The sequence below is a fragment of the Celeribacter naphthalenivorans genome (genome assembly GCF_020524585.1).
GTDB lineage: Bacteria > Pseudomonadota > Alphaproteobacteria > Rhodobacterales > Rhodobacteraceae > Celeribacter > Celeribacter naphthalenivorans.
In genome coordinates, this window is the sequence record NZ_JAIVLK010000003.1 from 526421 (window position 1) to 546191 (window position 19771).

Here is a 19771-nt window from a genome sequence, read left to right on the forward strand (position 1 = left end):
TTTTGGCCGGGCATTTTGGGGCTGGCATTTTTTGCGGTTTTGTCGGGAGCGCCTTGCACCGCTTTCGGGTGGCGTCATGAGCGGCGGGCGGGTAGGGTTCGGGGCAAATCTGATCCGAGGTCCTGATATGCCCTTTACCCTTGCCACCTGGAACATCAATTCCGTGCGCCTGCGCGAGCCGATCGTGCTCAAACTGCTCGAAGAGGAAGCGCCCGATGTGCTGTGCCTTCAGGAGTGCAAATCGCCGGTCGAGAAAATCCCGATGGAGGGCTTTCGCGCGCTGGGCTACACCCACATGGTCGCACGCGGGCAAAAAGGCTACAACGGGGTCGCGATCCTGTCGAAAATTCCGATGGTCGAGGCCGGGGCCGCAGATTACGCCTCTTTGGGTCACGCGCGTCATGTCGCGGGCAAGCTGGAAAACGGTGTGACGATCCACAATTTCTACGTTCCTGCGGGCGGCGATGTGCCGGATCGCGAGGTGAATGAGAAATTCGGCCAAAAGCTCGATTACCTGACCGAGATGCGCGATGCCTTCCATGTCGACGCGCCGGAGAAAGCCATTCTCGTGGGCGATCTCAATATCGCGCCGCGCGAAGATGATGTTTGGGATCACAAGAAACTCCTGAAGATCGTGTCGCACACGCCCATCGAGGTCGAACATCTCGCCCAGACCCAAGACGCCGGAAAGTGGGTCGACATCACCCGTCAGGATATTCCCGAGGGGCTGCTCTACAGCTGGTGGTCCTACCGCGCCAAGGATTGGGATGCCGCCGACAAGGGCCGTCGTCTCGATCACATTTGGGCCACGCCCGATATTTCCAATTCGGCTCACGGATCGCGCGTTCTGCGTGCTGCACGGGGTTGGGACAAGCCCTCCGATCACGCTCCGGTTTTTGCCAGTTTTGATCTCTAAAGCCGATCTTTAAAACCCATGCGACAAGGCGCATATATGCGCCAAGCAACCAGATAGAGGAGAACCGATATGGATCTCGGACAAGCCAACGGCGCCGCCCATGGCGCATATGTGAAAGACGTCACTGAAGCCGATTTCATGGCAGAGGTGATCGAAGCCTCGCAAGAAACCCCTGTGATCGTCGATTTCTGGGCGCCGTGGTGTGGCCCCTGCCGTCAGCTTGGCCCGGCTCTTGAGGCCGAGGTCGAGGCCGCCGGTGGCGCCGTCAAAATGGCGAAGGTCAATGTCGATGAAAACCAGATGATCGCGGGCCAGCTGCGTGTGCAGTCGATCCCGACCGTCTATGCCTTTTTCAAAGGCCAGCCGGTGGACGGCTTCCAAGGCGCGCTTCCGCCCTCGCAGATCAAGGAGTTCGTGGCCAAGGTCGCGGCGCTGAATGTGGACGAAAGCCTCGCCGATGCGGTGGCTGCCGCCGACGAAATGTTCGAAGCGGGCGAGATTGATGACGCGGCCCAGACCTATGCCGCAATCCTCGAAGAGGATGACAAACTCGCGGGCGCCTATGCCGGTCTCGCCAAATGCCACCTCGCCAAAGGCGATGTCGATCAGGCCGAGGCCGTGATCAACGGCGCGCCTGCCGAGATCGCGGCGGATGCGGCCATTGAGGGTGTCCATGCCCAGATCGCTCTGGCACGTGAGGCCGAAAACGCCGGTCCGGTGGGCGAATTGGCCGCCAAGGTCGAAGCCGACCCGACCGACATGCAAGCCCGTCTTGATCTCGCCGTGGCACAACACGCCGCCGGTCAGGTTGAGGAGGCCGTCGAGACCCTTCTGGCCGCCTTCAAACAGGACCGTGAGTGGAACGATGGCGCCATCAAAGAACAGCTGTTCAAAATCTTCGACAGCCTCAAGCCCAGCGATCCGATCGTTCTGAACGGGCGTCGCAAATTGTCGTCGATGCTATTTGCCTGATCGCCCGCGCGATCTAGCTATAGGGTATGTTGACCGCAGCAAGCCTTCCTGAGACGATCCCCGTCTTCCCGCTGCCCGGTGCGCTTTTGCTGCCCCGGGCGCGGTTGCCGCTGCATATTTTCGAGCCTCGCTATTTGCAGATGATCGAAGATTGCATGAAAACCTCCGCGCGTCTCATCGGCATGGTACAGCCGCGCAGTGGAGGCGTGAGCGGGGCAGGGGAGGGCAAGCTCAACCAGATCGGCTGTGCCGGGCGTCTGACCGCCTTTTCCGAAACCGAAGACGGGCGCTACATGATCACGCTTTCGGGCGTGTCGCGCTTTCGCCTGATCTCAGAGGTGAATGGCTTTTGCCCCTATCGCAAATTTTCGGTCAACTGGTCCGATTTTTCCCAGGACCTCGGCGCAGCGGAAGCCGATCCGCGCTTGGATCGCGCAGGCTTCATGGCGCTCCTCAAACGCTATTTCTGCGAGGAAGACCTGCAAACCGATTGGGACAGCCTCGGTCAGGCGGAGGACGAATTGCTGATCAACTCGCTCTCCATGCTCTGCCCCTTCGGTCCCGAAGACAAACAGGCCCTTTTGGAGGCGCCCTCTCTTTCCATTCGGCGTGAAACTCTGGTAACCCTCATGGAATTCGCCCTGCATGGCGGCTCTGATGAGGATATGATGTGATGAGCAGTGACACGACCCCGCAAGTGCAACAGGCCTTTGATCGCCGCATGTTGGAGGCGCTCGTCTGCCCGCAAACCCATGGCGTTCTGACCTTTGACGCCGAGGCGCAAGAGCTGATCTCGAAAACCGCCGGTCTCGCCTATCCGATCCGCAATGGCATTCCGATCATGCTGGTCTCAGAGGCGCGCAGCCTCGAAGATTAAGGCTTTTCCGGGGGCGGTGCGGTCTTCTTCATTGCGGCCAAAATACTCAAAGAGTATCTCAGCCCTCAAAGTGGCACGCCCCGCAGCAGCTTCGGCACATCACCGTTGACCCCCGCCGCCTCGCGGATTGCCGCGCGGCGCAGACCCGTCACGGAATTCACCACGCCCATCCCGATGTCACGCGCGATTCGCAGCAGCGGATTGTCGTTGGAAAACAGCTTGTTGAAGCTGTCGGTCATCAGCGCCATCGTGGCCACATCGAACCGCCGCCATTGCGCGTAACGCTCTAGAACATCTTCGCGCCCGATGTCTTCGCCGCGGCGATGTGCTTCGACCAACACTTCCGTCAGCGCGCCGACATCCTTGAGACCGGCATTCAGACCCTGACCCGAAATCGGGTGCATCCCATGGGCCGCATCGCCCACCAACGCAATGCGCGGTGCGGTGAAGCTGTTCGCCAGAGTGATGTTCAAAGGATAGGTAAAGCGTTTCCCGGCAAGAGAAATCTCGCCCAGAAAATCCCCGAACCGGGGCCGCAAAACCGCGAGGTAATCCTCATCGGACAGCGCCTGAATATCTGCCGCCATCTTGTCTTTTTCGGTCCAGACGATGGAGCTTTGATTGCCCGGCAGGGGCAGGATCGCCAGCGGCCCGGAGGGTAGGAAATATTGATGCGCGGCGCCGTTATGAGGCAGCTCATGCGAAATTGCGCAGACCAGCGCGGTCTGGCCATAGGCCCAGCCGGTGCGCTTGATCCCGGCGCGCTCCGCGGTGCCGGATTTGCGTCCGTCACAGCCGACGATCAGCTTGCCTTCGATCTCCGCACCACTGTCCAGCGTGACCTTCGCGCCATGCAGATCGACCTCTTGCGCCACCACAAGCCCCTCAACCTGCGTGATCCGGGGCTGCGCGTCGAGCGCGTCCAAAATGGCCTGCCGCAGGAACCGATCCTCGACCATATAGCCCATCGGGCTTTCGTCGATTTCCCCGTCGCGGAACTCGAGCATGAAGGGCGCGGGCCCTTCGCCGGGTTTGCCGTCGGTGACCTTCACGTCGAGAATGGGCTGCGCATGGGTGCTGACGCGATCCCAAAGACCAATGGCTTTCAACAGCTTATGCGAGCCAAGCGAGAGCGCATAGCCACGCCCGTCAAACACGTCGCTGGTGCGGGTGTCTTTCGGCAGGCTGTCGATCAAGGTCACGCTCAGCCCCGCATTGGCCGAGGCCAGCGCCAGCGCCGGACCGTTCAAACCGCCGCCGACAATGATGAGATCGCTTTTGGGGGTGATGTTTTGGGTCATGGCAGTCTCCTTGCCGCAAATATGACGCCTAAAGCGGGATTGTCCATGCGATGTTGCGCCGCTAGTTTGCATCGGCAACAAGAAAGGGCGCAAAATGGTCGAGTATACAAAGATGAGCATGAGCGATCTGGGGCGGGCCATCGGCTCCGGCGACATCGATCCGCGCGATTTGGCGGCGGCCTTTCTGGACATGGCGAAGGCGCATCCGTTCCGCGACCGCATCTATGCCCGCCTCATGGAGGATCGCGCCATGGCGGAGGCCGAAGCCGCCTATGCCCGTGCCCAAGACGGTGTGCGCCGCGGTCTCTTGGATGGCGTGCCTGTGTCGTGGAAAGACCTCTTTGACACGGCTGGCGTCGCCACCGAAGCGGGCACGGCTTTGCTCAAGGACCGCATCCCGACTCGCGATGCAGAAGTGCTGCGCCGCGCGTCCAATGCCGGTCTGGTGGCGCTGGGCAAGACGCATATGTCGGAGCTGGCGTTTTCGGGTCTGGGTCTCAATCCGGTGACGGCGACGACGCCCTGTGTGAACGATCATGAGGCGGTGTCCGGCGGATCGTCCTCGGGGGCGGCGGGCTCTGTCGCCTTCGGGCTTGCCCCCGGTGCGATCGGCTCGGATACGGGCGGATCTGTGCGCATTCCCTCGGCCTGGAACGATCTTGTGGGGCTGAAAACCACGGCGGGACGCATCCCTCTTGAGGGCGTGGTCCCGCTGGCCGCCGCTTTCGACACCGTCGGTCCTCTGGTCAAAACCGTTGAGGACGCGGCGGAGTGTTTCGCCGTTCTCGATGGTACGCCCGCGCCGGATCTCAAAGGTGCGACACTCAAGGGCAAGCGCCTGCTCATTCTCGACAATGTGGTTTTCGATGATATTCGTGATGCGCCTTTGGCCGCCTTCGAGGCGTCGGTCGAAAAACTGCGCGACGCGGGCGCCGAGATTACCCGCGCGCCGATTAAGGCCGTCACTGAGGCGATGGACCTCTCCGGTATCCTCTTCACCACAGAGGCCTATGCCGAATGGCGCGACTATATCGAGGCCAAACCGGAGCTGATGTATCCGCGCATTCTCGACCGTTTCCGGGCGGGTGGCGCCTTTAATGGGGCGGATTTCGTGGCGGGTTGGAAAAAGCTCGCCCATCTGCGCGGGGACTATCTGCGCGAGACGGCGGGCTATGATGCGGTGATCCTGCCGACTGCGCCGATCCTGCCGCCCAATGCGGAACGGTTGCTGAAGGACGCCGACTATTATGTGACGGAGAACCTTTTGGCGCTTCGCAACACCCGTGTGGGCAACCTCATGGGGTTGGCGGCTCTGACGCTTCCGACCGGGGTGCCGTCTTGTGGCCTGTTGATGCAAACGCCGCCGATGTCCGAGGCGGCTCTGTTGCGTCTTGGGGCGGCTGCGGAAAGGGCGCTGGCCTAAAAGTCACAACTTCTGCGAGCATGCCGCTGTCAAGGACGTCTTTCTCTGGACCAAATCAGTCGTGCCGGTTATCTTGACCTCAAACACCCGGGCAAAAAGATCCGGAAAAACAGAGGCAGTAGCAGTTTCATGACGTTCCCTGAGCGGTTTTCCAACCTGCCGGAATACGCGTTTCCGCGTTTGCGTACCCTTCTCGACGCCCATGCGCCGGGGGGTGAAGTCATGCATATGACCATTGGCGAGCCGCGTCATGCGATGCCGCCTTTCGTGGCCGAAGTTCTGGCCGAACATGTTGCGGACTTTGCGAAATATCCCAGTAATTATGGCACAGATGTGCTGTTGTCGGAAATCGCAGGCTGGCTCAAGCGGCGGTTCAATGTGATGGTCACGCCCGAAACCGACATCATGGCGGTGAACGGCACGCGCGAGGGCTTGATGAATGCCTGTCTTGCGCTCTGCCCCGAGACGAAGCGCGGCAAACAGCCGGTCGTTTTGACGCCCAACCCCTTCTATCAGGTCTATGCGGTCTCCGCCGTCACCATCGGTGCCGAGCCGGTGTTTGTGCCAGCCACGCGCGACAACGGTTTTTTGCCGGATTACAGCAGCCTGTCGCCGGAAATCCTCGAACGCACGGCCATCGCATATGTCTGCTCGCCCTCCAATCCGCAGGGCGCGATCGCGCCGCGCGCCTATTTGCGCGACTTGATTGCCTTGGCGGAAAAATACGATTTCAAAGTGTTCTCTGACGAATGCTATTCCGAGATTTACCGCGGTGAGCCGCCGGTCAGCGCACTTCAAGTGGCGCAAGAGATGGGGGCCGACCCGGAGCGTGTGGTGATTTTCCATTCGCTGTCGAAACGCTCGAATCTTCCGGGGTTGCGCTCCGGCTTTGTGGCCTCCGGGCCCAAAAGCATGGGCTATATCCGTCAGCTGCGTGCCTATGGTGGTGCGCCTCTGCCCGATCCGATCCAAGCGGTTTCGGCGCGGGTCTGGGCCGACGAGGACCACGTCATTGCCTCGCGCAAACTCTATGTCGAGAAATTCGAGATCGCCGATGAGGTGTTTTCCGGCATTCAAGGCGCTGAGGCCCCCGAAGCCGGGTTTTTCCTCTGGCTGCCGGTGAATGACAGCGAAGAGGCCGCGATGAAACTTTGGACAGAAACCGGTGTGCGGGTTCTGCCCGGAGCGTATTTGTCGCGGGACGTGAACGGGGACAACCCCGGCAAAAATTACATCCGGGTCGCACTCGTGGCCCCAAAAGAAGAGACACAGCGCGGGCTTATCCTGCTTCGCGACTGTTTGTACGGTTAAGGTAAGAGGCAGTCATGGCATCCTATCAGGCGCGCGGTCGCGACCCGCTTTTCGACAGAAACACCCAAGCACTTTTGGAGCGTCGGGGGCGAGAACTCATTGGTCTCGGGCTTTTGGCCGTTGGGTTCCTGATCGCGCTGATGCTGGGGTCTTATGTGCCTGAGGACCCGAGCTGGTTGTCCGCGACCGAAGCGCCCGTGCATAACATTCTTGGTCGGCTGGGCGCCTCCGTGGCCTCGCCCTTGATGATCATTGTGGGTGTGGCCTCTTGGGGCTTTGTTTTGGGATTTGCGGCTTGGGGCCTGCGTTTCGTTTTGCATCGCGGGGCCGAGCGCGCCCTGTCGCGCGCCGTGTTCGTGCCGATCGCCATTGCCGTGGCCGCGATCTATGCCTCTACTCATGCCTCCACCGCACCGCAAAGCTTTGGCGGTCTGTTCGGCGACACTGTGCTGGCCGCCTTGATCCAGATTTTGCCCTTCGGCGCCGCCTTTAGCCTCAAGGTTCTGGCGCTTCTGTCCTTCTTCGGTGCGCTGGCCTTGGGCCTCTTCGCGCTTGGTGTGACCGTGGCTGAGCTGAAACTGGCTTGGCGTTTTCTGCTGGTCGGGTTGGTCTCGCTTTATGCGCTGGCGCTGCATCTTTTGGGCCGTGGCGCGCGCAGTTCCGTTGTCATGGGGCAACAGATGGCCCGCACGGCTGCGACCCGTCGCGAAGAACGCCGCGCCGAGCGTCAGATGCTGGCCGAACAACAGGCCGCGTTCGAAGCGCAGATGGCACAGGCCGAGCCGCGTGTCGGTGGTCGTGTGATCCGTGCAGAACAGCCGGTGATCGAGACCCCGCCGATGGAGGTTGACCAAAAACCGTCGCTTCTGTCCAAGATGCCGGGTCTTTTGAAACGTACTGCGCCCGAAGATCTGGAGCCCGAGTTGATCGAACCTGATCTGGCGCCCGATGTGGATTTGGGGCCGGGGCAGGATGATCGCATCCGCTCGAAAATTTCGTCTGCCATCAGTGCGCGTGCTCGTTCCGTGCCGCGTGGATCGATGACAGGCAACAGCCGTGTCGAGCCGCCTTTGACCGCGGTGCAAAAGGCCGCGCAAAAATATCGCAAAGGCCCGACGCCGATCATTTTCGATCAGAACGTGGTGTCACCCCCGGTTGCCGCGCCCGCCGCACAGGAGGCCGCCGCGCAGGAAGCCTATGCCGAGCCCTATGGCTATGAAGAGGTCCCTGAGGTTGCCTATCACGCCGAGTATGACGCCGAATATGACGCGGGATATGCCGATGCGGGCTATGCGGATGAAGGGTATTCTGACGCGGACTATGCCGCATCCTATGAGGACGAGGCCTTCGTCGAGGATGCCTTGGAAACGCCGGAGTATGTTGATCCGCAGCCCGCGCGGTATGAACCTGCCGCGCCTTCCGTGCCGGACCCAAAACGTGTGGTGCAGCACCCGGTGCGCAAACCGGTCGCACCCTCGAAACAGGCACAGGCAGAGGCGCAGCCCTCGTTGAAATTCGACCCCAGAGAGGCCGAATACGAAACCCCGCCGCTGTCTCTTTTGGAAAACCCGACCAACATCGTGCGTCACACTTTGTCCGATGAGGCCTTGGAAGAAAACGCGCGGATGCTGGAAAGCGTGCTGGATGACTATGGCGTCAAGGGCGAGATCGTTTCCGTCCGTCCGGGCCCTGTCGTGACCATGTACGAGTTGGAACCCGCGCCGGGTCTCAAGGCCTCGCGGGTGATCGGTCTCGCCGATGACATCGCGCGGTCGATGTCGGCTCTGTCCGCGCGTGTCTCGACCGTGCCGGGACGCTCTGTGATCGGGATCGAATTGCCGAATGACCACCGCGAAATGGTGTCCTTCCGCGAGATTCTCTCGACCCGTGATTATGGTGACGGCAAGCTGTCGCTGCCGCTTGCCTTGGGTAAGGACATCGGTGGCGATCCGGTCGTCACCAACCTTGCGAAGATGCCGCACCTGTTGATTGCGGGGACCACCGGTTCCGGTAAATCCGTGGCGATCAACACGATGATTCTGTCGCTTCTCTACCGTCTGACGCCGGAAGATTGCCGCCTGATCATGATCGACCCAAAGATGCTGGAGCTCTCCGTTTATGACGGCATCCCGCACCTGTTGAGCCCGGTTGTGACCGACCCGAAAAAGGCCGTCGTGGCGCTGAAATGGGTCGTGGCCGAGATGGAAGATCGGTATCGCAAAATGTCCAAAATGGGCGTGCGGAACATCGACGGCTACAACGGTCGCGTCAAAGAGGCGCTGTCCAAGGGGGAGATGTTCTCCCGCACCGTGCAAACCGGCTTTGACGACGAGACCGGCGATCCGATTTTCGAGACCGAGGAATTCCAGCCCGAAAAACTGCCCTTCATCGTGGTGATCGTCGACGAGATGGCCGACCTGATGATGGTGGCCGGCAAGGAGATCGAGGCCTGTATCCAGCGTCTGGCACAGATGGCGCGGGCCTCGGGCATCCACCTGATCATGGCGACCCAGCGGCCCTCCGTGGACGTCATCACCGGCACGATCAAGGCCAACTTCCCGACCCGGATTTCCTTCCAGGTGACCTCGAAAATCGACAGCCGCACCATTCTGGGTGAACAAGGCGCGGAACAGCTTTTGGGCATGGGCGACATGCTTTACATGGCGGGCGGCGGGAAAATCCAACGCTGCCACGCGCCGTTTGTGTCCGATGAAGAGGTCGAGAAAATCGTGTCTTACCTCAAGGCCTACGGTCCGCCCGATTATGTCGGCGGCGTGGTCGAGGGGCCCGAATCCGACAAGGAAGCGGATATCGACGCGGTTCTGGGCCTGTCGACCGGTGGCAACACCAATGGCGAAGATGCGCTCTACGATCAGGCTGTGGCCATCGTGATCAAGGATCGCAAATGTTCGACCTCCTACATCCAGCGCAAACTGGCGATCGGCTATAACAAAGCCGCGCGTCTGGTGGAGCAGATGGAGGACGAGGGTGTCGTCTCCGCCGCGAACCACGTTGGCAAACGCGAAATTCTGGTGCCGGAACAGTAAGTTCGGCACCTGCGATGGGCGTTCACACGCCTGTCGCTCTCTTGTGAGCAGAAGACATGTGGCAGCCCGCGAAATCTGGCATATATCTACGCCATGAAACGATTTCTCACCGCGCTTGCGCCCGCCGCCCTGATTGCTTTGTCGACCGTCGCTCCTGCGGCGGCTGAAAAGCTGTCCCTCTCCACACTCTCCAATTATCTGAACAGCCTCGGCACGGTTCAGGCGGATTTTGTCCAGACCAATGACGATGGATCACGTTCCAATGGTCAGGTGACGATCAAACGTCCCGGCCGGATGCGTCTCGACTACGGGTCCGGCAATGATGCGCTTGTGCTGGTGTCAGGCGGGCAGGTCGGGGTGTTCGATCCGGGCTCGAATGAACCGCCGCAGCGGTTCCCGCTGTCGCAGACCCCGCTGTCGGTGATTCTCAAGCGCAATGTCGATTTGAATGCTGCCAAAATGGTGGTGTCGCACCGCGAGGAAAACGGTGACACGATCGTGCGGGCGCAGGACCCGGATCATCCCGATTACGGCTATATCGACCTGATTTTTAGCGCCACGCCTGTGCTCAAGGCCTGGGTCATTCACGATGAGGCCGGTGGGTCGACCACGGTTCAACTGACCAAGATGTCGCTGGGGGGCTCGGTGTCGGACCGTGAATTCAACATCCGTTCGGAAGCCGACCGGCGCGGGACGCCGCTCGACTAAAGCGTTTTTCAGAGTTTGCCGCAGGCCAGGAGTTGGCTCCGATAGGTGTCAGAGCGTGCGGCAACCTGAGAGGAGACGCGCAACAGCCACGGTTTGGCATTATAGGAGCCGCGTGCATAGCCCGTGCGGCCCTCGTGATAGGCGAGGTATTGCGCGCGGGCGTCGGCTTTGGAAATGCCCAAAGATTCGGTGGTTTTATCCATATACCAGCCCATGAAATCGGTCGCGTCCTCGATCCGGTCGCGCTTCGCGCCACGCCGTCCTTCTTCGTCGAGGTATTCGTCCCATGTGGCGTCGAGCGCCTGGGCGTAGCCGTAAGCCGAGCTTTGGCGGCCCATCGGGATCACATCCAAAACAAAGCGGTAAGGCGTGCGCGCGTCACCGATGAATTTGCTTTCCTGATAGAATGTCGCCATCTGAACATAGACCGGCACGCCCCATTTGCGTTCGGTTTGCTTCATGGCCCGATGATATCTCGGGCGCTCGGATACGATTGCGCATGCATTGTCGAGGTCGCGTGGCGCGGAATAATTTCCGCCACAGGCCGCGACCAAAAGACAAAACCCCAATGCGCGAAGACTTTTGCTCATACCTGCCTCTCGCTCTTTACTTTTGCGAGATCATAACGAATTTCACCGGGCTGTGAAATGGCATTCCTGTGAACAGCTTGCGGCTCAGATCACCATGGCCAAGAGCAGCGGCAGATAGAGGACGGACAAAAGCGTCGAGGAGACCACAAGGGCGGCGACGGAGTCGGAATCCGCGCCGTATTTTTCCGCCAGCATGTAGGAGGTGACGGCCACAGGTGTGGCGATTTGCACCACGAGCACGGCGAAGGGCACAGGGTCGAGGTTGAAATACATCCCGGCCAGCGCGGCGATGCCTGCGCAGAGCACGACTTTTCCCAGTGAAATCAACGTTGCGCGACCGAGGCCACGCGGATGCAGGCGCGCCACCGCGACGCCCAAGGTGATGAGCATGAGCGGGATGGCGATCTGGCCCAACATCTCAAGCGTGTACATCGCCACGCGGGGCAGGGTCCAGCCCTGCCACAGGAACAGGGCGCCGAGAGCCGTGGCCCAGACCAGAGGTTCCTTGAAGGCCTTGCCAAGCGAGCCGCGCCCGGCCGTGACATAGATGCCGAAGGTGAAGGACCAAAGCGCCATGGCGGCAAAGACCACGACAGCATAGCTCAACCCCGCTTCGCCAAAGGCAAAGAGCGCAAGCGGCAGGCCGAGGTTGCCGGTGTTGCCGAAAATCAGTGGCGCCAGATAGGTGCGGGTGTCGAGTTTCAAGGCTTTGACGGTGATCCACGCCGCGATGGTGACGCCGCCATAGGCCGCGACGGAGGCCAGCGAAAGGGCGGTCAGGGCGGCGGGATCGATGTCGGCCTTGATCAGGGCCGTGAAGATCAGCGCGGGCACGGACAGCGTCATGGTCAGCTTGGTGACGAACTCCAAGCGGTACTCGTGGCCGGTCTTGACCCAGGTGAATCCGATGAGCGCCAAAAGGAAAACCGGGGTGACGATTTCCAAGACTGTTAAAATGAGGTTCACAGACTGTTTCCCATTTCTTTGGCCGTCCCCCGTGGACAGGCGCCGTTTTTAGGGTCTACTAACCAAGTATAGGGGTTGCAATGTTATGATGAAATCACGGGCGAAATATCATCTGGGGCAAGTCGTGCGCCACAGAAAGCACAGCTTTCGCGGTGTTGTCTTCGATGTGGATGCGATTTTTTCCAACACAGACGAATGGTACGCCGCCATTCCCGAGGATGTGCGCCCCGACAAGGATCAGCCGTTTTATCATCTGCTCGCGGAAAATGACCAAAGCTACTACGTGGCGTATGTGTCAGAGCAAAATCTCGTCGCAGATTACTCCGGCGTGCCGGTGGATCATCCCGATCTATCGGATTTGTTCGGCCCGTTTTGCGATGGATCTTACCCTCTGCACTTTCAGCTCAACTGAGCCGTTTACCCAGAGTTTGCCCCGCATTGGCAGAGGGGCCTTCATGCTTCGCGGGGCCTTCTAACTCCAAGTGACACCGTGGCGTCAGGCCCCTATCGTTTCTGGCCGATGGCCATCCGAAAGCTCAGTTTGTTTTCCCCGTCGATATGAGCGTATTGCAACTCATGCGCCAATTCACGGATTAGGAACCAGCCAAATCCCCCCTCTGGCAGATCGGCGATGTCGCAATTCAAGTTGGCCTGCAACCCAAGCGGGGGCTCGCCGCCGGGCATCATATTGCCTTTGTCCGAGATCAGACAATGCAACCCATCGTCGGCTTGCGAGAGACGAATGTCGATCAGACCCTCGGGATCGTCGGCATAGGCATGTTCGACAATGTTGTTGAGGATTTCGGCCAAGACGATTTCAAGGCTCGCAACCTCGTCGGCGGCCAGACCGTTCGGTTCCAGCCCGTGCTTGATGGTTTGAAGTCCGCGTCGGACCGCGGCATCCGTCGCTGGCAGGATGAGTCTCAATTCATGCTCTTTCGGTTGGGGACAAACCTCCCAGAAATTCTGGTAGGCGAGATTTCCCTCAGGACGCATTCGCAATCCCCTCGACAGCTGTTGCCACGCTTGTGTGGATGGTGAACACGGTATCCATGCGGGTCAGATGAAAGACTCGTTGCACCGTCGGATGCAGTGCCGCGAGTTCCAGACGCTGACCATGACGCACGGCCTTCAAGGCGGCGACCACAGCGCCAAGCCCGGAGCTGTCGAGAAATTCCACATTTTGCAGATCGAGAAGAATACGCGCAGGGCCGCTGTCGCTCAGCGCGCGCATTTCGTCTTTGAACTGGATGGCACAGGCGGCGTCAATTCGGTTTTCACCGACGCAAACCACGCGCACGTCATCAAAGTCCTGATGTGTCAGTTTCATATGCCGTACCTTTTTCCTGCGAAGCGCCTGCATCCGAACCCTCGACGGATTCCCCGGAAAGCGGAAAAGACGCTGTATTGGGCTTGATCCTAGGGCTGAAATCTTACCAATGGGTTTGCGCCAACAGGAAAATGGAGAAAATTATGACCGACTATGCGGGTTTGTCTGCGCGCCTCGAGGCGCTTTGTGCGGGAGAAACCGATGAGGTGGCGCTGATGGCGACCGTCGCTTGCGAGGTGCACCAGTCGGATGATCGGTTCCATTGGACGGGTTTTTATCGTGTTGTCGAAGAAAACCTCTTGAAAATAGGGCCTTACCAAGGTGGCCATGGCTGTCTTGTGATCCCGTTCTCACGCGGTGTTTGTGGCGCCTGTGCGCGGACGCGTGCGGTGCAACTGGTGCCCGATGTCGAGGCCTTTGAGGGCCATATCGCCTGTGCCTCCTCGACGCGGTCGGAATTGGTCCTGCCTGTGCAAAATGCGAATGGTGAGCTGTTGGGGGTCTTCGATCTCGACAGCGATCTTCCGGCGGCCTTCACCGAGGAAGATGCGGAGCAACTGACCCTTATTCTCAATCGGGTTTTTGCCAAGGTGAGCCGGGCATGATAGGCGCCTCTTATGAGTGACGATTACAATCCCCCGCAAGACCCTCTGGATGTGCTCCATATGGATCATGAAATCCTTGTGGTGAACAAACCCTCGGGGCTTTTGTCCGTGCCGGGCAAGGGCGAGCATCTGGCCGATTGCCTGATGTCGCGGATTCAGACGGCCTTCCCGGAGGCTTTGCTGATCCACAGGCTGGATCGGGATACCTCTGGCGTGATGGTCTTTGCCCTGACGCCTCATGCGCAGCGCCACATCGGGCTTCAGTTCGAAAAACGGCAGACCAAGAAAACCTATGTCGCCTGGGTTCATGGGCATATCGCGGAAAAGACCGGCATGGTGGACCTGCCGCTGATCGTCGATTGGCCGAACCGTCCGAAACAGATGGTCTGTCACGAGACTGGTAAACCCGCCGTCACCGATTGGCGGGTGGTGCGCTATCAGGACAATCAAACGCGGGTGCGGTTGATGCCAAAGACAGGCCGTTCGCATCAGCTGCGCGTGCATATGCTGGCGCTTGGGCATCCGATCATGGGCGATCCGTTTTATGCGACGGGCGAGGCGCGGGACGCTCCGCGCTTGATGTTGCACGCAGAACAGCTACGGTTCCGTCACCCGGATGGCGGCGCGGGGCTGTCTTTCACGGCGAAATGTCCGTTTTGACTAATCCCGAGTAAATGTGTCGCGGTTTCCATATCCGGGGTGGAAATTACAAATTTAGAACGTATCTGATTTTGTAAACCACGCACCTATAGAGGAGATGACCATGGGTCTTCGTATCAACGACATCGTTCCGAACTTTACCGCCATGACCGATCAGGGCGAGATCACCTTCCACGACTGGATTGGCGACAGCTGGGCGATCCTGTTCTCCCACCCGAAAGATTTCACGCCGGTCTGCACCACCGAATTCGGTGCCGTGGCGCAGCTTGCCGAGGAATGGGAAAAGCGCGGCACGAAAGTGATCGGCGTCTCTGTGGATGGCGTCGAAGAGCACAAGAGCTGGAAAGGCGATATCGAGAGCTTTGCCGGCACCTCTGCGGGTTTCCCGATCATTGCCGATACGGATCTCGCAGTGTCCAAAGCCTTTGACATGCTGCCGTCAGAGGCCTACCTGCCCGATGGTCGCACGCCCGCTCACACCGCGACGGTGCGGTCGGTGTTCATCATTTCCCCGGACAAAAAACTGCAACTCACGATGACCTACCCGATGTCCGTGGGCCGTAACTTTGCCGAGGTGCTGCGCGCCCTTGATGGTCTGCAAAAAACCTATGGTGTGCCTCTCGCGACGCCTGCGAACTGGACCGTTGGCCAGGATGTAATCGCTGCTCTGTCTTTGACGGATGAACAGGCCGCCGAGAAATTCGGTGGTGTGGACATCAAGCTGCCGTACCTGCGTTTCGTGAAAGCTTAAACCTTTCGGTCAAAAGCCGTTAAAATCGCCCCTGTTCGCCTGTGCCGATCTTTCCTATGGTACGCGTGAACAGGGGTTTTTTATGTTTTCAGCACTGCGCCGCACCAAATCTATCTCTCGTATTGCGCTTGATCCGCCAAAGGCTTTGCCCGACCGCGAAGGCCTCGCGATTGTCCTGATCGTGCGCGATGAAGAGGCCCATATCGGCGAATGGGCACGGTTTCACCACAAGGCGGGCGTGCGCCATTTCTACGTTTACGACAACGGGTCGGTGGATGGCACGCTGGTGCAGATCGTGGCCGCTGTCGGCGTCCAGAATGTGACCGTTATCCCCTGGTCCCAAAAGCTGCGCGACGGGACTTCGGGTGCAGAGATTCACAATCAAGTGCTGGCCTACGCCCATGCTGTGGCGAATTTCGGCGATCAGGTCCGCTGGATGGCCTTTATCGACGTTGATGAATTTCTGGTGCCGAAATCGGGCGAGACGCTGATGGACTGTCTGGCGCATCTGGACGGCGAAGTGAACATTTCACTGCCTTGGCATATGTTCGGACGCAACGGGTTCGAGGACGCGCCGGAGGGCGGCATCGTCGCCAATTACACGCGCCGCCACCCGGACCCGATGAGTCCTTTGAAGGGCATGTGCAATTTCAAGATGATCGTCGATCCGTGCCACGTCACCGCGATGAAAGTGCATTCCATCGAGACGGATGGGGCGACAGTGAGCGTGAATGACCGGGGCGAGAAAGCCTCTGCCCCGGATCGCAAAAAGCCGGGCTTCTATTCCGCCGATCACATCCAGCTCAATCACTATTACACCCGCTCGAATGCGGAGTTGATGGCCAAGATCACGCGCGGGTCCAACATGACCCAAGACGCAAACGACCACCTCCGCCGCGTGAGGCGCAAGGTCGATCAGATCGAGGCGGAAAGCGTCGAGGATCTGGCGGCGAAACGGTGGTTTGAGGGGGCCTGAGCGCCCCGCTCAGTGCCCGGTGGTCTGAACGTAATGCGTCGAGCGCGTGCCGATCGCGGCCCCCAGTTTTCCGGTATAGTTTCCAGCCCTTTTGGCCAGCCGTATAAACGATTTTTTGGGCGTAAATGGCAAAAGTATAGTGAGGAAGAGTATTTGTAGAGCTTTTCCGGGAAGTTTTAGAAAGATCTTGTACCGGCTGCTCGGCTTTTCATGAAGCCTGCGCTGGAAATTCGTATTGGCCTGGTCTCTGGTGCGACGGTATTGATAGATAAAGCTGAGACGCTGGGCGGGAACGGTTTCATAGGCAAAGGCATCCTTGACCCAACCGATGGCGAAGCCACGGTCTTTGACGTCTTGTTGGAAGCGCGTGTCCTCGCCACCTGAAAACCGCAGGCTCTCATCGAACCAAATGTTTTCATCGCGAAACAAACCTGTTTCTGCAATCCAGTTGTTCGTGGCGATGACCGCCCGGCCCGGGCTATTGAGCGTGGCGGTATCGGTCGTGCGTGTCTCGCGCTGCTCATAAGAGAAGCGCAGATTGTCATACATAAGTGATTGGAACGCTGTCAGATTTCCCTGACGGGGCGCAATGCGCAGAGGTGCCCCGAGCAACACCGCCTGGCTTTCGCGATACCCCGTGATGAGCGAGACAAGCCAATCCTGTGCGACGGTTTCATCGTCATCGACAAACACCAGAAGATCGTCGCCCCGTGCGATCGCCTCTTTTGCGGCGCGGTTGCGGCCAAAGGGGATGCCCGCCTCGGTTTCGAGGACATAGTCGAGCGGTGCGCCATTTGGCAGAACCGGCTGCGCGGCAATGAGGGGCTGGGTGTTTGGGTGCTCGTCGTTCTCCACGATCAAGCACCGGATATCGCAGTTTTCCGGCAGCTGCATCTGTCCCCAGGAGGCGATCAGCTCGGCGACCATTTTCGGTCGGCGGCGTGTCAGAGATGCGACGGTGAGGCGAAGATGTTGAGTTCGGCGATTGTGAGGCATCATTGTCTTCTAAAGCTTGGTCGGGTCTCAGACGCTCTAGCCTTTTTTTGGCCGGAGACAAAAGCGACCTCACGTCAACAGGGGCTCTTTCGGCGGGTTTCCCCCGTTTCCTTTGCTGCCACAAATACTCAAAAAGCCCCGCCAATGGCGGGGCTTCTCTATGTTTCGAAAAGAGGAGGCGATTACTCGGCCTCTTCCTCTTTCTTGACCTCTTCGCCGGTCTCCTGATCGACCATCTTCATGCCAAGGCGCACCTTGCCACGGTCGTCGAAGCCCAGAAGTTTCACGTAAACTTCCTGACCTTCTTTCAGAACATCCGACGGGTGGTTCAGGCGACGGTTCTCGATCTGAGACACGTGCACCAGACCGTCACGCTTGCCAAAGAAGTTCACGAAAGCGCCGAAATCGACGAGTTTCACGACCTTGCCTTTGTAGACCATGCCTTCTTCCGGCTCGGCCACGATGGAGTAGATCATGTCGTAGGCTTTCTGAATCGCTTCACCATTGGCGGAGGCGATTTTGATGATGCCTTCGTCGTTGATGTCGACTTTCGCGCCAGAGGTTTCGACGATCTCGCGGATCACTTTACCGCCGGAGCCGATCACTTCACGGATCTTGTCGGTCGGGATCTGCATGGTCTCGATGCGCGGAGCATGGGCGGAGAATTCGCCAGCACCCGAAAGCGCTTTGTTCATCTCGCCAAGGATGTGCATGCGGCCCTCTTTGGCCTGAGCCAGAGCTTGCTTCATGATCTCGGGCGTGATGCCAGCGACCTTGATGTCCATTTGCAGGGACGTGATGCCGTTCTCGGTGCCTGCGACTTTAAAGTCCATGTCGCCGAGGTGATCTTCGTCGCCCAGAATGTCGGTCAGGATCGCGAATTCGCCATCGTCTTCGAGCACGAGGCCCATGGCCACACCCGCGACAGCGGACTTGAGCGGCACACCAGCGTCCATCATCGACAGGGAGCCGCCACAGACGGAAGCCATCGAGGAGGAGCCGTTCGATTCGGTGATCTCGGAGACCACGCGGATCGTGTAGGGGAAGTCGGTGGCGGCGGGCAGAACGGCCTGAAGGGCGCGCCATGCCAGTTTGCCGTGACCGATTTCACGACGACCCGGGGAGCCGACACGACCGACTTCACCGACCGAATACGGCGGGAAGTTGTAGTGCAGCAGGAAGTTGGAGCGGAAGTTGCCATGCAGCGCGTCGATGATCTGCTCATCGTCGCCGGTGCCGAGCGTGGTCACGACGAGGCCCTGAGTTTCACCGCGGGTGAACAGAGCGGAGCCGTGAGTACGCGGCAGAAGACCGGTTTCGCAAACGATCGGACGCACCTGATCGAGGGCACGGCCATCGATGCGCTTGCCTTCTTTCACGACAGTCGAGCGCAGCACGTTGGATTCGAGTTTCTTGAGCGCGGAACCGAGGTTCTCGTCTTCAAGCTGCTCTTCGGTGAGACCGGCTTTGATCGCTTCTTTGGCGGCAGCAACGGCGGCCACGCGCTCTTGCTTGTCGAGGATCGAATAGGCCTCTTTCATGGAGGCTTCGCCAGCGGCTTTCACCACGTTGTAGAGCTCGGAATAATCCGGAGCGGCGAAGTCGAACGGCTCTTTCGCGGACTCTTCGGCCAGATCGATGATCAGGTCGATGACCGGCTGGATTTGCTCATGCGCAAAGGTCACAGCGCCGAGCATTTCGTCCTCGGACAGCTCGTAAGCCTCGGATTCCACCATCATAACGGCGTCTTTGGTGCCGGCGACAACGAGATCCAGACGCTGGTCCGGGTTGTTGCGCAGCTGGTCCATGTCGTCCACGGTCGGGTTCAGGATGTATTCGCCATCCTCGAAGCCCACGCGGGCGCCAGCGATCGGACCCATGAAGGGCGCGCCGGAAATGGTCAGGGCCGCAGAAGCCGCGATCATCGCGACGATGTCCGGGTCGTTGACCAGATCGTGCGACAGAACAGTACACATCACCAGAACTTCGTTTTTGAAGCCGGGGACGAAGAGCGGGCGGATCGGACGGTCGATCAGACGCGCGGTGAGCGTCTCTTTTTCCGTCGGACGGGCCTCGCGTTTGAAGAAGCCACCCGGAATTTTACCGGCGGCGTAGTATTTCTCTTGGTAGTGCACGGTCAGCGGAAAGAAATCCTGCCCCGGCTTTTGTTGCTTGGCGAAGGTGACGTTGGCCATCACGGAGGTTTCACCAAGGGTGGCGATGACGGTGCCATCGGCCTGACGGGCAACCTTGCCCGTTTCCAGCGTGAGGGTTTCTTCGCCCCACTGGATCGATTTTTTCACTTCGTTGAACATTCAGCGTATCCTGTTTGGGAGCCCTCG

General features: G+C 59.4%; 20 protein-coding genes. 13 read left to right on the forward strand and 7 right to left on the reverse strand.

Annotation, left to right across the window (positions count from 1 at the left end; translation table 11 throughout):
* Positions 1-127 precede the first annotated feature (127 nt).
* From LC094_RS09175 to LC094_RS09190, 4 genes are all read left to right on the forward strand, one after another.
* Positions 128-916, forward strand: a complete 789-nt coding sequence (locus LC094_RS09175) for an exodeoxyribonuclease III (RefSeq protein ID WP_226552079.1) — start codon at positions 128-130, stop codon at positions 914-916.
* A 69-nt stretch (positions 917-985) separates the two neighbouring features.
* A complete protein-coding gene (locus LC094_RS09180; RefSeq protein WP_226552081.1) occupies positions 986-1888 on the forward strand; it encodes a thioredoxin family protein in 903 nt (300 codons plus the stop codon).
* A gap of 26 nt (positions 1889-1914) precedes the next feature.
* On the forward strand, positions 1915-2562 hold the full coding sequence (locus LC094_RS09185; RefSeq protein WP_226552083.1) for an LON peptidase substrate-binding domain-containing protein: 648 nt from the start codon (positions 1915-1917) through the stop codon (positions 2560-2562).
* Positions 2562-2765: a Trm112 family protein gene (locus LC094_RS09190; RefSeq protein ID WP_226552089.1), complete on the forward strand. Its 204-nt coding sequence runs from the start codon at positions 2562-2564 to the stop codon at positions 2763-2765. Before LC094_RS09185 ends, LC094_RS09190 begins: the two co-directional genes overlap by 1 nt.
* Positions 2766-2830: 65 nt before the next feature.
* On the opposite strand, the gene LC094_RS09195 is transcribed toward LC094_RS09190, so the two are convergent.
* Positions 2831-4066: an FAD-dependent monooxygenase gene (locus LC094_RS09195; protein ID WP_226552091.1), complete on the reverse strand. Its 1236-nt coding sequence runs from the start codon at positions 4064-4066 to the stop codon at positions 2831-2833.
* A 94-nt stretch (positions 4067-4160) separates the two neighbouring features.
* On the opposite strand from LC094_RS09195, the gene LC094_RS09200 reads away from it, so the two are divergent.
* The 4 genes from LC094_RS09200 (at position 4161) to LC094_RS09215 (ending at position 10555) form a co-directional block, all read left to right on the forward strand.
* Positions 4161-5489: an amidase gene (locus tag LC094_RS09200; protein ID WP_226552093.1), complete on the forward strand. Its 1329-nt coding sequence runs from the start codon at positions 4161-4163 to the stop codon at positions 5487-5489.
* A gap of 129 nt (positions 5490-5618) precedes the next feature.
* A complete protein-coding gene (locus LC094_RS09205) occupies positions 5619-6800 on the forward strand; it encodes an aminotransferase class I/II-fold pyridoxal phosphate-dependent enzyme (protein WP_226552095.1) in 1182 nt (393 codons plus the stop codon).
* A 14-nt stretch (positions 6801-6814) separates the two neighbouring features.
* Positions 6815-9847, forward strand: coding sequence for a DNA translocase FtsK (locus LC094_RS09210; RefSeq protein ID WP_226552097.1), 3033 nt, complete (start codon positions 6815-6817; stop codon positions 9845-9847).
* Between the two features lie 93 nt (positions 9848-9940).
* On the forward strand, positions 9941-10555 hold the full coding sequence (locus LC094_RS09215) for a LolA family protein (protein ID WP_226552099.1): 615 nt from the start codon (positions 9941-9943) through the stop codon (positions 10553-10555).
* An 8-nt stretch (positions 10556-10563) separates the two neighbouring features.
* Here the strand turns inward: LC094_RS09215 and LC094_RS09220 are convergent, their stop codons facing one another.
* Together LC094_RS09220 and LC094_RS09225 are read right to left on the reverse strand one after the other, a co-directional pair.
* Positions 10564-11145 carry a transglycosylase SLT domain-containing protein gene (locus tag LC094_RS09220; RefSeq protein WP_226552101.1) on the reverse strand — a complete coding sequence of 194 codons (582 nt, stop codon included), beginning with the start codon at positions 11143-11145 and terminating at the stop codon, positions 10564-10566.
* Between the two features lie 84 nt (positions 11146-11229).
* Positions 11230-12111 carry an AEC family transporter gene (locus LC094_RS09225; RefSeq protein WP_226552103.1) on the reverse strand — a complete coding sequence of 294 codons (882 nt, stop codon included), beginning with the start codon at positions 12109-12111 and terminating at the stop codon, positions 11230-11232.
* 85 nt (positions 12112-12196) lie between these two features.
* Between LC094_RS09225 and hspQ the strand changes: the two genes are divergently transcribed.
* On the forward strand, positions 12197-12523 hold the full coding sequence (gene hspQ / locus LC094_RS09230) for a heat shock protein HspQ (RefSeq protein WP_226552105.1): 327 nt from the start codon (positions 12197-12199) through the stop codon (positions 12521-12523).
* A gap of 92 nt (positions 12524-12615) precedes the next feature.
* On the opposite strand, the gene LC094_RS09235 is transcribed toward hspQ, so the two are convergent.
* Both LC094_RS09235 and LC094_RS09240 read right to left on the reverse strand, forming a co-directional pair.
* Complete coding sequence (locus LC094_RS09235) at positions 12616-13038, reverse strand: ATP-binding protein (RefSeq protein WP_226552107.1); 423 nt, start codon at positions 13036-13038, stop codon at positions 12616-12618.
* Between the two features lie 58 nt (positions 13039-13096).
* Entirely contained in the window at positions 13097-13441 is a 345-nt protein-coding gene (locus LC094_RS09240) for an STAS domain-containing protein (RefSeq protein ID WP_167601331.1), read from the reverse strand.
* A gap of 143 nt (positions 13442-13584) precedes the next feature.
* Between LC094_RS09240 and LC094_RS09245 the strand changes: the two genes are divergently transcribed.
* The 4 genes from LC094_RS09245 to LC094_RS09260 all read left to right on the forward strand — a co-directional run bounded on the left by LC094_RS09245 (position 13585) and on the right by LC094_RS09260 (position 16433).
* Positions 13585-14046, forward strand: a complete 462-nt coding sequence (locus tag LC094_RS09245; protein ID WP_264186416.1) for a GAF domain-containing protein — start codon at positions 13585-13587, stop codon at positions 14044-14046.
* A 12-nt stretch (positions 14047-14058) separates the two neighbouring features.
* Positions 14059-14706 (forward strand): RluA family pseudouridine synthase, encoded by a 648-nt coding sequence (locus LC094_RS09250; RefSeq protein WP_226552109.1) that lies wholly within the window; start codon positions 14059-14061, stop codon positions 14704-14706.
* A gap of 103 nt (positions 14707-14809) precedes the next feature.
* Positions 14810-15457, forward strand: a complete 648-nt coding sequence (locus LC094_RS09255; protein ID WP_226552110.1) for a peroxiredoxin — start codon at positions 14810-14812, stop codon at positions 15455-15457.
* Between the two features lie 82 nt (positions 15458-15539).
* The gene (locus tag LC094_RS09260) at positions 15540-16433 is read left to right on the forward strand and encodes a glycosyltransferase family 92 protein (protein ID WP_226552112.1); all 894 of its coding nucleotides are present in this window, start codon (positions 15540-15542) and stop codon (positions 16431-16433) included.
* A 9-nt stretch (positions 16434-16442) separates the two neighbouring features.
* Here the strand turns inward: LC094_RS09260 and LC094_RS09265 are convergent, their stop codons facing one another.
* Together LC094_RS09265 and pnp are read right to left on the reverse strand one after the other, a co-directional pair.
* Positions 16443-17360 carry a glycosyl transferase gene (locus LC094_RS09265; protein WP_226552114.1) on the reverse strand — a complete coding sequence of 306 codons (918 nt, stop codon included), beginning with the start codon at positions 17358-17360 and terminating at the stop codon, positions 16443-16445.
* A gap of 251 nt (positions 17361-17611) precedes the next feature.
* The gene (pnp, locus tag LC094_RS09270; protein WP_226552116.1) at positions 17612-19744 is read right to left on the reverse strand and encodes a polyribonucleotide nucleotidyltransferase; all 2133 of its coding nucleotides are present in this window, start codon (positions 19742-19744) and stop codon (positions 17612-17614) included.
* Between the last annotated feature and the right edge of the window lie 27 nt (positions 19745-19771).